Source organism: Microbacterium sp. SORGH_AS_1204 (assembly GCF_030818935.1).
Lineage (GTDB): Bacteria > Actinomycetota > Actinomycetes > Actinomycetales > Microbacteriaceae > Microbacterium.
Genome location: NZ_JAUTBD010000001.1, coordinates 1,035,375 through 1,050,199 on the forward strand (window position 1 = coordinate 1,035,375; position 14,825 = coordinate 1,050,199).

Sequence of the window (14,825 nt, forward strand, 5' to 3'; positions counted from 1 at the left end):
GAGGCTGTGGAACGGGCTATGACCACGCTGGCGGTCGACGCCCTCAACAAAGCTTGATTAGGCGCGATTTAGGAGAATGTTGACATATCGCCCTGCGTCCGCTTGAAGAGTGACCAGATTGGCCAAGTCCTCAATAGTTCGCTTGATTCTTCCGGAATGTTGGCGAGCAAGTCCTGAACTTCTTCGGCATCGGCCAGCAGAACGGCACAAGACAACGCCAGCAGCATGGCTTCATCTGTGTTTTTGCTCGAAGCTTCTCGTCGAAGTTTACGCACGGCAGATCTTTGCTCTTTCGATAGACCTCCATTTCGCGCTATAATCTGCCATCGGTTAACTAGGTGGTGTGGTTCTGGCCCCTGTTCCGAAACGAGCCATTCATTAAGTCGCTCTGCGGCGGCGAGCAACTTATCACTCTGCGGTCCGTCGGCATCAGCGGCGAGTATGAGCGCGAGGACACGTTCGTTCGCAACTCTGTAGGTTGTCTCGTACTCGGCGATGGCCTCATAGGCGCCAACAACCCAGTCGAGTTTCATGTTTAGCGCGGTCGGCAAATGCTCCGGCTCGATAATCTCATAGGCTGTGACTGGGATCTCTGATTGTCCACTGGTAGCTCGCCAACGGAACTGTCGGCGCTTGTCGATCTCGAACGGGTCGACGTAAGTCCAGCTCATGGGATCTTTTCCCGGCACCAGCATGAGCATCAGCTTCGACCGCCCTACAAATTGCATCACTCGTGACACTTCGCCGATAGGGTCGTGTAACTCTTCTCCCTGGATCATGACGCGATGAAGCAGATTTAGCTGTTTGTACTGATTTTCGTTCATCTCATCGAGGTCAACGAGTCGAGTGTCGACACCCAGTAGGAGAAAGAGTTCGGTCAGAGCGCGTAGTGTTTTAAGGTGATCGTAAAGGTCGGAGAACTCTTTTTGCGAGGTCACATCGAGGTGTGATCGACGGCCGTCGATCGTAAATGATCTTGTTTCGAGAAGTGCAGCAAAAAACTCTAGCGACTTACAGCGTCCCGCCAGAGTTGGCTCCAGCGTCACGGTGACGTTCGTCCGTTCGTTTCCCGGTACGTTGGAGAAAACGAACGCGAGGCTCGATGAAAGTCGCGCCTCGATGGAATTCCGGCTTGTCCTGCGTACGGTCATGGATTCGTAGGTAATCTCCCCGCTGGTGGTCTGGACAGCTACTTCCCGTGCTGTGTACTCCGGTGGGTAGATATGCAGCGCCCCGTCGAGGGGCACGATCATGTTGTCGACCGTGCGGAGCTCGAGCGCGTAGTCGATCTCGCCCGGCCTGAGCTCGATTGGGGCACTAAAGTCGAGGTCAGATGAAGCATAGATTGTGATGCTCTCGAACCGCTCCATTAGAGCCGAGTCGAAGCCTGTTGCTGGATTCTGTGCGTGGGACTGATGCGCGAGGGCAACTATACGCTCGATCGCTTGTGGGTCATTCGGAAACGGCTTGAGGGGAACGGAAACCTCGTCGTACTCCTCAGGTGTCGAAGTCAGTAGGTGTTCGATTGTGAAGGGCGACAGCAGTGCGTAGTACGGCCGAGTCTTGCCGGACTTTGCATCCACCGTCACGACGAAATAAAGGACGCCAGAGAGTTCTCGAAATGCTGCGAGGGCCGTTTTGGATATTGAATAGGCAGGTGCCTTCTTGGAGAGAGCGCGGCTTCGTGCCTTCACCTGGACATCAACTCGCCCGCGCCACTCGTGGTTGCTTCGGGACAACCCGTTGTACATATCTATGTGGCCGTCGGTGAACGGTGTCTTGTCGTTGGCGGTTAGGAAGGCCTTCAGGTGTGGACAGCGTGAGACCATCGTGTTGATTCGGCTGATTCCCAAGATTTCGGCGTCCACGCGCTCATTGTCTCAACTACAGCGGACATCGGGGCGTCTACGGCATCTGGTTGGGCCGTATGCAGGGTGCTGGTTCATGTATCTGAGTGCGGTCGGGGGCGGCCGGCGAGCAAGCGTCCAGGTAGGACGAAGCTCGAGCCGGCCGCCCGGAGGTGGAACCGTTAGGCGTCCTGAGGCCTCGGCGGCGTCCGAGTCTTCGACGCCGGGGTGGCGTTGAAGATGGCGGCGATCGCGTCGCGCTTGCCTGCCGCCTCGCGTTCGATCTCATCGCGGACATCCTTCGCGCGGCGTTGAATGTGCGGGTCGGTTCGAGCCTTGTCGATCCAAGCTTCGATGGCGAGGCGGACTTCGTCGGTGACGGTCCGGTCGCCCAGCTGGGCGATGATGTCCAGCTGGGTGCGGGTGGACTCGTTGAGTCTGACCGCAAGCGGTTTGATCGGGCCGTAGCCGAGTCCGTGAGCGGACACGAAGGATATCGAGCGTGCTGTCGCTCGCGCGGTGAAGGCTCTTGCTCTCGATCCCGACTTTTCGGCTGAGATGAAGCGGCATGTCCACGAAGCGCTACAGGTGCAGCAGCAGGGGGAGCGGGAGGCCCGTGCACGTTTGGCCGCGCAGCTGAAGAAGCTGGAGGTTCAGGAGGCGAACCTGCTCGACGTCGCCGCGGACGGAGAGCTTGCTGCAGAAGCGGTCAAGGTGCGTTTGCGAGCGATTGCGGTGAAGCGGAGAACCGTGGTCGACAAGCTCGCGCGCTCGGATGAGCAGATTCCCCACCACGCGGACGTGGTCTTGGCGTACCTCGACCTCCTTGCCCGGCCGTATAGCTTCTACGTCTCGGCGTCCGATGCGATCAAGCGGCGCATCCTGGAAGCCTTCTTCTCGCGACTGTGGGTCGACGATGAGTCGCATCAAGTGAGCGCGCAGGGGGAGCTACACGAGCCAATCGTTCTGATTCAAGCCGCTGCCGCCGAGTGGGCAGCAGCCAAAGCAAAGAGCGCCAGCGATATCGCTGACGCTCTGGACTCCACCCCGAGCAACCTTTATCTCAAGGCAATTTGTTCGAGTAAGACAAGTCTGGTGGGCCCCGTGGGGCTCGAACCCACGACCCGCGGATTAAAAGTCCGATGCTCTACCGACTGAGCTAGAGGCCCTCGGCATCCACCCTACCGGCCGTGACGGGGCGTTCGTGCTCATCGGCGGGTGCGCGCGACGATCCAGAACAGGTAGGCCCCTCCCACGACGCCGGTGAGCAGGCCGACGGGGATCTGCAGAGGGGCCAGCGCGCGTTGCGCGATCACATCGGCGACGAGGAGCACCGTCGCTCCCGTCAGGGCGGAGCCCACGAGCGGGATGCCGCTGCTGCCCATCGCGCGACGCGCCAGCTGCGGAGCTGCGAGGGCGATGAAACCGATGGGACCCGCGACCGCGGTCGCGGTGCCGGTGAGGAGGGCGGCGATGACGACGAGCAGCAGCCGCGAACGCCCCGTCCGCACGCCGAGGGAGCGCGCGACGTCGTCGCCGAGCTCGAACGCGCGGAGGTCGCGGTGGGCGAGCAGCAGGACGACGCTCAGGATGCCGAGTGACGTAAGGAGCGGGCCCAGGTCGCTCATCGCGGTGGCGGCGAGGCTCCCGTGCAGCCACTGGTCGGCGTTGCGGGCGATCTCGAGCGGGGCGCGGGTGAGGAGGTAGTCGTTGACCGCGGCGAACAGGATCGACAGCGCGATGCCGGCGAGGATCGTCCGTTCTCGGGAGACGCCCACGCTGCGCGCGATCAGCATCACCACGATCACCGTGAGCAGTCCGCCCATCCAGGCTCCGGCGGCCGGCGATGCCGTCGGCGCGATGAGGGTCAGGCTGATCAGTGCTCCGGTCGCGGACCCGGCGCTGAAGCCGACGATGTCAGGACTCGCGAGCGGGTTGCGGGCCAGGGTCTGGAAGACCGCCCCGGCCAGCCCGAGAGCGGCGCCGATGGCGAGCGCGGCGATCACGCGGGGGACGCGCAGGCCCACCACCACGACGGAGGTGCGGGCGTCACCTCCGCCGAGGAGAGCGGATGCCACCTCGGCGGGCGACGCCTGGAACGAACCGGTGCCGAGGCCGGCGACGACCGCGATCGCAGCGATGGCCAGCGTCGCGACCACGGCGGTCACCGCCCGACCGGGGCCGACGAGGCGGCGACCGGCGAGGCGACGACCGGTCACGAGGATCTCCGCACGACGAGCCAGAGCAGAAGGGGGGCGCCGAGGAACGCGGCGACGATACCCGCCTCGACCTCGCCGGGCAGGGCGATCGCTCGACCGACGACGTCGCTCGCGAGCGTGAGCGCGGCCCCGGCCAGGGCGGCGATCGGCAGGCTCGCGCGCAGGTCGGTGCCGACGACCCCGCGGACGGCGTGGGCGACGAGCAGCCCGATGAAGGCGAGCGGTCCCGCGGCCGAGGTGGCCGTGGCGCACAACAGGGTGATCGCCGTGCCCGCCGCGACGATGACGACGGCGGGGGAGACGCCCATCGCCCGGGCGAGATCGTTGCCAAGCTGAAGGTGGTCGACTCCGCGAGAGACGAGCACGGCGATCACGACGCCGACGACGGCGAAGGGGAGCAACTGCGCGGCCACGTCGGGGTCGCGACGCTCGAAGGAGCCCACCGCCCAGAACCGGAACGATTCGAACGTATCGTCGTCGGCGAGCGTGATGATGCGCACGACCGCGCCCAGACACGCGCTGAGCGCCACGCCGGCGAGGATCAGCCCGACCGTGCCGCCGCGGCGCCCGGGCCGCGCGGCGGCGGTGACGAGGGACGCAGCGCCCGCCGCTCCCGCGAAGGCGAACCACACGTATCCGCCGGCCGTGCCCACGCCGAAGAAGGCGATCGCCACGACCACACCCAGAGCGGCGCCGGCGTTGACGCCGAGAAGACCGGGGTCGGCGAGCGGGTTGCGGGTGACCGCCTGCATCAGCAGCCCCGCGACCCCGAGGCACGATCCGGCGAGAAGGGCCGTCAGGGTGCGAGGCAGCCGAAGCCCGTGCACGATGACGCCCGCGGTGTCGCGCGTACTCGACAGCAGCGCCGTCAACACGTCGGTCGGCGCGAGAGCGCGGGAGCCGATGGCCAGGCTCGCGACGACGAGAACCGCGAGCGTGGCGATCAGCGCGAGCGTGTATGCGGCGATGCGGCGGCGGGCACTGAAGCGGCGACGAGCGATGTGCGCCACGCTCGCCGAGAGGGCGGTGGGCGCAGCGGTCACGCAGGTAAGGTTACCCTAACCTTGTCACTCGATTTCGTTTCCCGTCCTTCCCTCCTCTTCGCCCTCGTCGTCTCACCGTCGCCGCCATCGGCGCGGCGGCCGTCGTCGCCCTCGCCGGATGCGCGGGAGTCGCCGCGCCCGTCGCGAGCATCGACGCCGAAGCCGGTGCCACCGGTGAGTGGGTCGTGGCGCGCGACCTGGAGCCCGGGATGGGCTCCGCCGAGGCCGACGGCGTCTTCCCCCGTGAGGTGACGCACCTGAACGGCGTGACCGAGATCTCCACAGCGCCGTCGCGCATTGCGGTGGTCTCGACCGGTCAGCTCGACGCCGTCCTGACGCTCGGCCGCGTGCCCACCGCGGCCACGCGCGCCGAGAACAGCGGGCTGGTTCCGCAATACCTGCGTGACACCTTCCCGGCTGATGCCGCAACGCTCGACGCCATGGACGACATCGGCCAGCGCACGGAGCCCGATCTCGAGGCGATCGCGCAGTCCGCACCCGATCTCATCCTCGTCAACTCGACGCGCGGCGCGGAGCTCTACGGCGCGCTGTCCGCCATCGCCCCCACGGTCGTGACGAAGGGCAACGGGGTGAACTGGAAGAGCGACTTCCTCCTCATCGCCGATGCGCTGGGGGAGGAGGGCGCGGCGCGCGGCATCCTCGACGCGCTCCATTCTGAGAGTTCCGCATTCGCAGCGACCCACCCGGTCGGGGAGTCCACCGTGTCGTTCCTGCAGTCGACGGGCGATCGTACGCGCATCATGGGCGTCCCCTCGTTCGCGGGGGGCCTGGCGCAGGACCTCGGGCTGGGGCGCCCCGCGTCGCAGCAATTCGACGAGACGTCGCAGGAGATCAGCGCCGAGCGGATCGACCTCGCCGACGCCGATCACGTGTTCTACGCCGGTACGGGAGAGGGTGTCGCGTTCATCGAGAGCGCTCCGCTGTGGTCCACGATTACCGCGGTCGCCGACGGGAACGCCGTCGCGGTCGATTACGACCCGTGGTTCATGAACGCGGGGCCCATCGCCGCGCGCCTCGTGCAGAACGAGATCGTCCGCGTCGTCGAAGCGGACTGACAGACAAAAGAGCGAGCGCCGAACCCCCTCGCCTGGGGTCCGGCGCTCGCCGTCAGGTCGGTCGATCATCGACCGATCGGTCGCGCGATCACTCGCGCGCCCGAGGACTTACATCGGGGGCATCAGCACCGTGTCGATGAGGTACACCGTGGCGTTGGCGGTCTGGACGCCACCGCAGATGACGTTCGAGGTGCCGTTGACGGTGATCGAGTCACCCGAGCCGGCGACCGTGACGTCCTGACCCTCGACCGTGGCGTGCGTGCCGTCGATCTCGTCGGGCGCGATCTGGCCGGGAACCACGTGGTACGTGAGGATCTTGGTCAGCAGGTCGGTGTCGGTCTTCAGCGTCTCGATGGTGGCCGAGTCGATCTTGGCGAACGCGTCGTCGACCGGAGCGAAGACGGTGAACTCGCCGCCGTTCAGCGTGTCGACCAAGTTGACGTTGGGGTTCAGCTGGCCGCTGACCGCGGCGGTGAGCGTGGTGAGCAGCGGGTTGTTCGAGGCGGCGACCGCGACCGGGTCGGCGGCCATGCCCTCGACCGAGCCGGCGCCCGAGGGAACCGCGGCGGCGTAGTCGGCGCAGCCGGGGCCGACCAGGTTGGCGGCCGGGTCCATCGCGGACGACGAGGCCGACATCGACGGTGATGCCTCCATCGAGGGGGCGGTGCTCTCTTCGGTGGTCGAGCCACCGGAGGTCGTGCCACCCGAACATGCGGTGAGTGCGAAGGCCGAGCCCAGAACGAGGGCGAGACCGGCGACGACAGGCTTCTTGTTGGTGAGCATGACATTCCTCCGAAATCGTTCGGATCGCGGCTGCGACCCGTCAGGGACACCCCGGTGCGAGGGGCGGTTCGCCGTGGAGCGGCTTACACAGGGTCTTCGGGACCCCGCGGGGAACGGATTGCGAAATGTTGCCGATTCCCCCCGCTTTCGATCCTTGCAGATCGATGAAACCCAGGTCAGAGGCATATAAATATTCTTCAGAATATTTCTTGCGAGGGTGGAGGGCCCGGGGTGAGGACGCCCCGCAACGTAACGGTTCATCACGAAACCAACTCTCTCCCGCGCGTACGCGCGCGAGGGCGCGCGAGAGGTGAGCAATGATGGGTGTCATGGTGATCGACGGTTTCGACCTGCCCGAAGAAGGGCTCAAGAAAGTCGACCACATCGGCATCCTGCTCCAGCGCGTGGCCGACGGCGACCGCGCCGCCTTCGCCGAGGTGTACGACGCGCTGTCCGCTCGGGCCTTCGGTCTCATCCTCCGCGTGCTCGTCGATCGCTCGCAGAGCGAAGAGGTGCTGCAAGAGGTTTTCTTGGAGATCTGGCAATCCGCTGCGCGTTTCACTCCGAAGAGAGGTCAGGGGAGGTCGTGGGTTCTCACGATCGCGCACCGACGAGCGGTGGACCGCGTGCGGTCGTCGCAGTCGAGCGTCGATCGCGACGTGCGCGCGGGCTTCCGCGATATGGACGTCGCGTACGACCATGTCGCCGAGAGAGTCGAACTGAAGATGGAGGGGCGGCGCGTCGTCGATGCACTGGCGGCGCTTCCCGACGCTCAGAAGGAAGCGCTCACGCTGGCCTACTTCGGTGGATACAGCCAAAGTGAGATCGCTACCCTCGTCGGGGCACCGCTCGGTACGGTCAAGACCAGGATGCGCGACGGCCTGTCGCGCTTGCGAATGGAGATGGGGGTGGACAAGTGAACGAGAGGGATTTCGCCGACCTCGCCGTCGGGCACGCGCTGCATGCGCTCACCGAGGCAGATGAACGCGCGTACCAGGAGGCTCTCGCGGGCAACCCGCACTGGGACCACCACGTGCGCGAAGCGGCCGACACCGCCACCGCCATCAGCTCCACCATCGAACCGGTCGAGCCGCCGCCGTCGGTGCGCGCCGCGCTCTTCGCCCGGATTTCCGACTTGCCGCAGGAACCGGCGGCATCCGGCTCCTCTTCCGCCGTTGCCGATCAGGGCCGTGACGACGAGGACTACGCCGCCGCGGGAACCGCGCCCGTCGCGCCGATGCGCGCCGCCGAGCCGGCCCGTCCGTCGCCGGCATCCGGGTGGGGGGCGCGTCGATGGTTCGCACTCGCCGCATCGTTCGCGGCCGTGCTGGTGCTCGGCTTCGGCGCCGTGACCGTGAGTCAGCTGTTCACCCCTCCCGCGGCCGTCGTCGCGCTGGAGCAGATCGAGAAGGCGCCGGACGCGCAGTCCGCGACGGCGACGATGGCCGATGGAACGGTGGCGACGGCGCACTGGTCGCCCTCGACGGGGCAGAGCGTGCTCGTCACCGACGGCATGCCGGCCCTGGCCGACGGCACCACCTACGAGCTGTGGTTCGTGCGGGGTGAGACGCCCATCGCCGCGGGTACGTTCGAGCCCGATGCCGACGGCAACGCCACCGCGGTCCTCCAGGGCGAGATGCACGTCGGCGACATCATCGCCGTCACCATCGAGCCCGCCGGAGGGTCGCCCGACGGCACGCCCAGCAGCGAGCCCGTCGTCGCCGTCGCCACGGCCTGAGCGGCGACGCGGCTCGGCCCGCGGCCGACCGGTCACGCCCTAGCCTGGAACGATGAGCGATTCCCCCCGCGAGTTCCACAAGCCGGTGCGCCGCCCCGCCGAACTCTTCGACCGCCTCTTCGCGGCCGACGACCCGGCGGAGGTGTCGCGCGTCGCCCACAGCACCGCCCACGCGCTGCTGTCGCGCGTTCGGGCCGACCCCTCGGTCGACGTCGTCGAGCGGCTGGTGGCGTTCACCGACGACCACGGCATCGACGACATCGCCGAGCTCTGGTCGCGTTCGCCGGCGCGGTCGCTCCCCGGTGCCCTCTGGCGGCTCTACCTGCTCCAGCTGATGATCCACGACGACCCCGCGACGGCGGCGCTGCTGTACGAGCGCGGACGCGTCGAGATGTCGACGGTGGATGCCGTGGTGGCGGGCGCGCCGGCACCGGCGGGGCCGGAGGAGCTCGTGCAACTCATCGACACCATCCTGCGCGGGCTGTTCGAGGGCGACTTCGCCGTCGCGCTGGACCGCGCTGCCGCGTTCTGCCGGGTGCAGGCCGCCGGGTCGACGCATCTGGCCGACGACTACGAGAACACCGAGTCGGAGCGTGCGACGGCGTTGACGACGCGGGCCCTGCGCCTGGCGACCTATGCCGACGATCTGGCGGCGTGCGCCGCGCTGTGGCGTCGCGATGCGTTGAGCTGAGCGGCGAACGCGGGGACCCGCACTAGAGCAGCCGAGAAGAAAAGTGCCGGACCGCAGAACGCCTCTCGGCGCATGGCCGCTCATAGCGGCAGAAGATGGAGCCCGGGGTTACTGCGGCCCGGCTATGAGAGTGTAACAAGCGCTCGCCCGAGACATTCCCTCCCGCGGCCCCGTTGACAAGACCCGGGCGTGTCGGAGTCGGCGCGTAGGCTCGCTGCATGGCCTGGCGTTTCGCTCTCCGCATCGACCCCGTGGCATTCGATGATCCGAGGGAGTCGTTCGCCGACACCCTGCGCGTCATCGATCCGCTCGCCCCCGCGCTCCCCGTCGGCGAGCTGAGCGCGCAGCGCGGCGACGGCATCTTCGAGTCGCTCGGCGTCGTCGACGGCCACCCGCAAGAGGTCGGGCCGCACCTCGAACGGCTCGCCCACTCGGCGCAGCTCTGCGAGCTCCCGACTCCCAACCTGGCCCAGTGGGGCGCCGCCATCGAGCGAGTGGCCGCCGAAGCGGGGGAGGGTGAGAGCGTGATCAAGCTCGTCCTCAGCCGCGGGGTCGACGGCGGTGCGTCCCCGACGGCGTGGATCACCCTCGCCGACGCTCCCGACAACGCCCGAGCCCGTGCCGAGGGCGTGCGCATCGTGACGCTCGACCGCGGCTACACCCTCGACGTGCCGGGGCGGGCGCCGTGGCTGCTGCTCGGCGCCAAGACCCTGTCGTACGCGACGAACATGGCCGCCATCCGCGAGGCGAAGCGCCGCGGGGCCGACGACGCCGTGTTCGTCACCAGTGACGGGTACGTGCTGGAGGCGCCGACGGCATCCGTCGTCCTGCGCTTCGGGGACCGGTTCGTCACGCCGACGCCGAGCGCCGGCATCCTGCACGGCACGACCCAGCTGAGCCTGTTCGCGCACCTGGAGCAGCGTGGCTTCGCAACGGCGTACGACACCGTCACCACCGCACAGCTCGCGCAGGCGGATGCCGCGTGGCTGCTCTCGAGCGTGCGTCTGGCCGCACCCGTGGCAGCGGTCGACGGGCAGCCGATGGCGATCGATCGGGCGTTCACCGATGAGCTCAATGCGTATCTGCTGAGCCCGCGCGACTGAACGGCGCCTCCGGACGGGGCGGCGCTCTCCGCGCGGCGCCCCGCCGCAGCGCGGCCACGTTTCGAGCGGCCCCGCCCGCGCGGCCACGCCCTCACGCGGATACGCCCTCGCGTCGCCCCGCCCTCACGCGGCCACGCCCTCACGCCGCCACGCCCTCGCGTCGCCACGCCCTCACGCGGCCCCGCCCGCGCGCGGCTCCGCCGTCGCCGAAACAGCCGTCGGCGGCATCCGGATACACGAAAGCCCCGCCGGAGCGGGGCTCTCGCGGACGCACGGCTTATCCGAAGCGGCCCGAGACGTAGTCCTCGGTCGCCTGCACGGAGGGCGTGGTGAAGATCGTCGAGGTGTCGTTGTACTCGATGAGCTTGCCGGGCTTGCCGGTGCCGGCGATGTTGAAGAACGCCGTCTTGTCGCTCACGCGGGACGCCTGCTGCATGTTGTGCGTGACGATCACGACCGTGTAGTCGCTCTTCAGTTCGTCGATGAGCTCCTCGATCGCGTACGTCGAGATGGGGTCGAGAGCCGAGCACGGCTCGTCCATCAGGATGACGTCGGGAGAGACCGCGATCGCGCGCGCGATGCACAGTCGCTGCTGCTGACCACCCGACAGTCCCGAGCCGGGCTTGTCGAGTCGGTCCTTGACCTCGTTCCAGAGGTTGGCGCCCTTCAGCGACTTCTCCACGAGGTCGTCGGAGTCGGACTTGGTGATGCGGCGGTTGTTCAGCTTCACGCCCGCCAGCACGTTCTCTCGGATCGACATGGTCGGGAACGGGTTGGGGCGCTGGAACACCATGCCCACCTGACGACGCACGAGCACGGGGTCGACACCCGGGCCGTACAGGTCGTCGCCGTCCAGCAGCACGCGACCCTCGACGCGGGCCTTGGGGATGACCTCGTGCATGCGGTTCAGCGTGCGCAGGAACGTGGACTTGCCGCAGCCCGAGGGACCGATGAACGCGGTGACGCTGCGCGGCTCGATCTCGAGGGAGACGCCCTCGACGGCGAGGAAGTCGCCGTAGTAGACGTTGAGGTCGTTGACTTCGATGCTCTTTGACACGGGATTCTTTCTTTCGGGTCAGCGACCGGTCTTGGGGGCGAAGAACTTGGCGATGGAGCGCGCCACGAGGTTCAGCAGCATGACGATCACGATGAGCGTCAGTGCCGACGCCCAGGCGCGGCCGATGAAGGCCTCGGCCGGGATGCCCTGGTTCATGTACTGCGTGTAGGTGAACACGGGCAGGGTCTGCATGCGCCCGTCGAACAGGTCGTAGTTCATGGATGCCGTGAATCCGGCGGTGATGAGCAGCGGCGCCGTCTCGCCGATGACGCGCGAGATCGAGAGCATCACGCCGGTGGTGATACCCGCGATGGCGGTGGGAAGGACCACCTTGGCGATGGTCAGCCACTTCGGCACGCCGAGGGCGTACGACGCCTCGCGCAGCTCGTTCGGGACGAGGCGGAGCATCTCCTCGGTGGAGCGGACCACCACGGGGATCATCAGCACCGCCAGCGCGATGGAGCCCATGATGCCCAGGCGGACGCCGGGGCCGAGGAAGAGCGCGAACAAGGCGTACGCGAACAGGCCCGCCACGATCGAGGGGATGCCGGTCATCACGTCGACGAGGAAGGGTGATGCCGCGGGCGAGACGGTTGTTCTGCCCGTACTCGATCAGGTAGATCGCGGTGAAGATGCCGATCGGGATGGAGATGACGGCCGCGGCGAGCGTGATCAGGACGGTACCGACGATGGCGTGCAGCGCGCCACCGCCCTCACCGACGACGTTGCGCATCGAGGAGCTGAAGAACTCGCCGCTCCAGCTCGGCGCGCCCAGGGTGACCACCGTGAAGGCGACCGACACCAGGGGGACCATCGCGATGAGGAACGCGAGCGTGACGACGCCCGTCACGAGCCGGTCGACGGCCTTGCGATGTCCCTCGACGATGGTCGAGATGACGGTGATGAGCACGAGGTAGACGAGGGCCGACAGGATCAGCCAGCCGGGGACGTTGAGCCCGGCGCCGGAGGCGGCGGCCAGAACGGCGAAGATCGCGCCGACGATGGCGATCGAACCCGCCAGCAGCGCCCAGGGGGCCCACTTCGGAAGGTGCCCCGTGGTCAGGCTCGCCGAACGCGCGGGCTGCGTGGTCGGGCGCGGGGGAGAGATGGTCGCGGTCATGGTCAGTTGGCCCCCGAGAACTCTTTGCGACGGCTCACGATGTAACGGGCGAGCGCGTTCACGGCGAAGGTGACGATGAAGAGGATGAGTCCGGTGGCGATGAGAACGTTGACGTTCGTGCCATAGGCCTCGGGGAACGTGAGGGCGATGTTCGCGGCGATCGTGGAAGGGTTGCCCGCGGTGAACAAGGCGAACGTCACCCCGCCCGAGACCGAGAGGACCATCGCGACGGCCATGGTCTCGCCGAGGGCGCGACCGAGACCGAGCATGGCGGCCGAGACGATGCCGCTGCGGGCGAACGGGAAGACCGCCATGCAGATCATCTCCCAGCGCGTGGAGCCGAGAGCGAGCGCGGCCTCCTCGTGCAGGGTGGGCGTCTGGAGGAAGATCTCGCGGCAGATCGCGGTGATGATCGGGGTCACCATGACGGCGAGCACGATCGACGCGGTGAAGATGGTGCGGCCGGTGCTGGAGACGGGACCGGAGAAGAGCGGGAACCAGCCGGCGTTGTCGACGAACCACGAGTAGACGGGCTGGACGGCCGGAGCCAGTACCCCGATACCCCAGAGGCCGAAGACGACCGAGGGCACGGCTGCGAGCAGGTCGACGACGTAGCCGAGGGCCTGCGCGAGGCGGCGAGGAGCGTAGTGGGAGATGAAGAGGGCGACGCCGATCGACAGCGGGACCGCCATGAGGAGGGCGAGCGCGGCCGCCCAGACGGTCCCGAAGACGAGGGGCCCCACGTAGGACCAAAAGCTGTCGCCGAGAATCGAGGCGTCTTCGCCGGTGGCGACGAACGCGGGGAGCGACTGGATGATCAGGAAGACGGCGACCGCGGCGAGGGTCACGAGGATCATCGAGCCGGCGAAGAGTGCGGTACCGGAGAACCAGCGATCGCCCGGGCGGGTCTTCGCGGTCGGCGCTCCAGTCGAGGTGACCTCGGGTGTGGTGGTCATTTCGTCGATTCTGTGCGATGGGCGGGGACCGCACGAGGTGCCCGACCCCACGTGAACGCAGGACCGGGCACCTCAGCGGATTACTTGATGGCCTCGATGGCGGTCGTGACCTGCTCGCGCAGCGTGTCCGAGATCGGGGCGGAGCCGGCGGCCGACGCGGCGGCCTCCTGGCCCTCCTCGCTGGCGGCGTAGGTGAAGAAGCCCTTCACCAGCTCGGCGGTGGCGGCGTCCTTGTACTCGGCGCACCCGATGAGGTAGCTGACGAGGACGATGGGGTACACGCCGGCCTCGGTGGAGGTGCGGTCGAGCTTGATGGCGATGTCGGTCGCGGCACGGCCCTCCTCTTCCGGCGACGCGTCGACGATGGCGGCGGCGGCCTCCGGCGAGTACGACACGAAGTCGCTGCCGACCTGGATGGCGACGGTGCCGAGGTTGCCGGCGCGCGAGGCGTCGGCGTAGCCGATGGTGCCCTGGCCTCCCTCGACGGCCGAGATGACGCCCGAGGTGCCCTGAGCGGCCTCGCCGCCGAGCGCCGGCCACTCCTCGACCGAGCCGGCGGTCCACACGTCGGGCGCCGTCTTGCCGAGGTAGTCGGTGAAGTTGCCCGTGGTGCCCGACTTGTCGGAGCGGTGGACCGGGGTGATCGCGGTCGCGGGGAGCGAGACGCCGGAGTTGAGCGCGGCGATCGCCGGGTCGTTCCAGGTGGTGATCTGGCCCGCGAAGATCTTGGCGAGGGTGGTCGCGTCGAGGTTCAGCGAGTCGATGCCCTCGAGGTTGAACACCACGGCGATGGGCGAGATGTAGGTGGGCAGCTCGACGAGGTCGCTGCCGTCGGCGCAGCCGTCGAAGGGGCCGGCCGTGATCTCGTCGACCTTGAAGGCGCGGTCGGAGCCCGCGAACTGCACGGCGCCGGCCTGGAACGACTCGCGGCCCGTGCCCGAACCGGAGGGGTCGTAGTCGATGGTGAGGTCGGGGTTGGCGGTCTGCAGACCCTGGGTCCACGCCTGGACGGCCACTTCCTGCGACGAAGCGCCGCCGCCGACCAGGGTGCCGGTGAGGGAGGAGGCGCCCGCGGGAGCCTCGGACGAACCGCCGCTGGAGGCGCCGCCCTCGTTCGAGGCGCAGCCGGCGAGGGCGAGGGAGGCCACTGCGGCCACGGCGCCCAGCTGGGCGAATCGGGAGATCTTCACTG

At 67.8% G+C, this 14,825-nt stretch carries 13 protein-coding genes, 1 tRNA gene and 1 pseudogene; 5 read left to right on the plus strand and 10 right to left on the minus strand.

What is annotated here, in order from left to right; genetic code table 11:
- Positions 1–68: 68 nt before the first annotated feature.
- From QE410_RS04770 to QE410_RS04790, 5 genes are all read right to left on the minus strand, one after another.
- Positions 69–1,868 carry a hypothetical protein gene (locus QE410_RS04770; protein WP_307328591.1) on the minus strand — a complete coding sequence of 600 codons (1,800 nt, stop codon included), beginning with the start codon at positions 1,866–1,868 and terminating at the stop codon, positions 69–71.
- A gap of 161 nt (positions 1,869–2,029) precedes the next feature.
- Positions 2,030–2,335, minus strand: a complete 306-nt coding sequence (locus tag QE410_RS04775) for a hypothetical protein (protein ID WP_307328594.1) — start codon at positions 2,333–2,335, stop codon at positions 2,030–2,032.
- Between the two features lie 605 nt (positions 2,336–2,940).
- Positions 2,941–3,016 (minus strand) — tRNA-Lys (locus tag QE410_RS04780).
- Positions 3,017–3,055: 39 nt separating this feature from the next.
- Positions 3,056–4,066: an iron chelate uptake ABC transporter family permease subunit gene (locus QE410_RS04785; RefSeq protein ID WP_307328597.1), complete on the minus strand. Its 1,011-nt coding sequence runs from the start codon at positions 4,064–4,066 to the stop codon at positions 3,056–3,058.
- A complete protein-coding gene (locus QE410_RS04790; RefSeq protein WP_307328600.1) occupies positions 4,063–5,109 on the minus strand; it encodes an iron ABC transporter permease in 1,047 nt (348 codons plus the stop codon). Before QE410_RS04790 ends, QE410_RS04785 begins: the two co-directional genes overlap by 4 nt.
- A gap of 185 nt (positions 5,110–5,294) precedes the next feature.
- Here QE410_RS04790 and QE410_RS04795 point away from each other — a divergent pair, with 185 nt between their 5' ends.
- Positions 5,295–6,185: an iron-siderophore ABC transporter substrate-binding protein gene (locus QE410_RS04795; protein WP_307328602.1), complete on the plus strand. Its 891-nt coding sequence runs from the start codon at positions 5,295–5,297 to the stop codon at positions 6,183–6,185.
- A 108-nt stretch (positions 6,186–6,293) separates the two neighbouring features.
- On the opposite strand, the gene QE410_RS04800 is transcribed toward QE410_RS04795, so the two are convergent.
- Positions 6,294–6,968 (minus strand): fasciclin domain-containing protein, encoded by a 675-nt coding sequence (locus tag QE410_RS04800; protein ID WP_307328605.1) that lies wholly within the window; start codon positions 6,966–6,968, stop codon positions 6,294–6,296.
- A gap of 317 nt (positions 6,969–7,285) precedes the next feature.
- Between QE410_RS04800 and sigK the strand changes: the two genes are divergently transcribed.
- The 4 genes from sigK to QE410_RS04820 all read left to right on the plus strand — a co-directional run bounded on the left by sigK (position 7,286) and on the right by QE410_RS04820 (position 10,500).
- Positions 7,286–7,888, plus strand: a complete 603-nt coding sequence (gene sigK / locus QE410_RS04805) for an ECF RNA polymerase sigma factor SigK (protein ID WP_307328608.1) — start codon at positions 7,286–7,288, stop codon at positions 7,886–7,888.
- On the plus strand, positions 7,885–8,706 hold the full coding sequence (locus QE410_RS04810) for an anti-sigma factor (RefSeq protein ID WP_307328611.1): 822 nt from the start codon (positions 7,885–7,887) through the stop codon (positions 8,704–8,706). The genes sigK and QE410_RS04810 overlap by 4 nt, the downstream gene beginning before the upstream one ends.
- A 52-nt stretch (positions 8,707–8,758) precedes the next feature.
- Positions 8,759–9,397 carry a DNA-directed RNA polymerase subunit beta gene (locus QE410_RS04815; protein WP_307328613.1) on the plus strand — a complete coding sequence of 213 codons (639 nt, stop codon included), beginning with the start codon at positions 8,759–8,761 and terminating at the stop codon, positions 9,395–9,397.
- Positions 9,398–9,615: 218 nt separating this feature from the next.
- Positions 9,616–10,500 carry an aminodeoxychorismate lyase gene (locus QE410_RS04820; RefSeq protein WP_307328615.1) on the plus strand — a complete coding sequence of 295 codons (885 nt, stop codon included), beginning with the start codon at positions 9,616–9,618 and terminating at the stop codon, positions 10,498–10,500.
- A gap of 277 nt (positions 10,501–10,777) precedes the next feature.
- Here QE410_RS04820 and pstB read toward each other — a convergent pair whose 3' ends face one another.
- From pstB to pstS, 4 genes and pseudogenes are all read right to left on the minus strand, one after another.
- On the minus strand, positions 10,778–11,557 hold the full coding sequence (gene pstB / locus QE410_RS04825; RefSeq protein WP_307328618.1) for a phosphate ABC transporter ATP-binding protein PstB: 780 nt from the start codon (positions 11,555–11,557) through the stop codon (positions 10,778–10,780).
- Positions 11,558–11,575: 18 nt separating this feature from the next.
- Positions 11,576–12,677 (minus strand): annotated as a pseudogene (pstA, locus tag QE410_RS04830) (phosphate ABC transporter permease PstA).
- A gap of 2 nt (positions 12,678–12,679) precedes the next feature.
- Positions 12,680–13,633, minus strand: a complete 954-nt coding sequence (gene pstC / locus QE410_RS04835) for a phosphate ABC transporter permease subunit PstC (protein ID WP_307328621.1) — start codon at positions 13,631–13,633, stop codon at positions 12,680–12,682.
- A gap of 80 nt (positions 13,634–13,713) precedes the next feature.
- A complete protein-coding gene (gene pstS / locus QE410_RS04840; protein ID WP_307328624.1) occupies positions 13,714–14,823 on the minus strand; it encodes a phosphate ABC transporter substrate-binding protein PstS in 1,110 nt (369 codons plus the stop codon).
- Positions 14,824–14,825 lie beyond the last annotated feature (2 nt).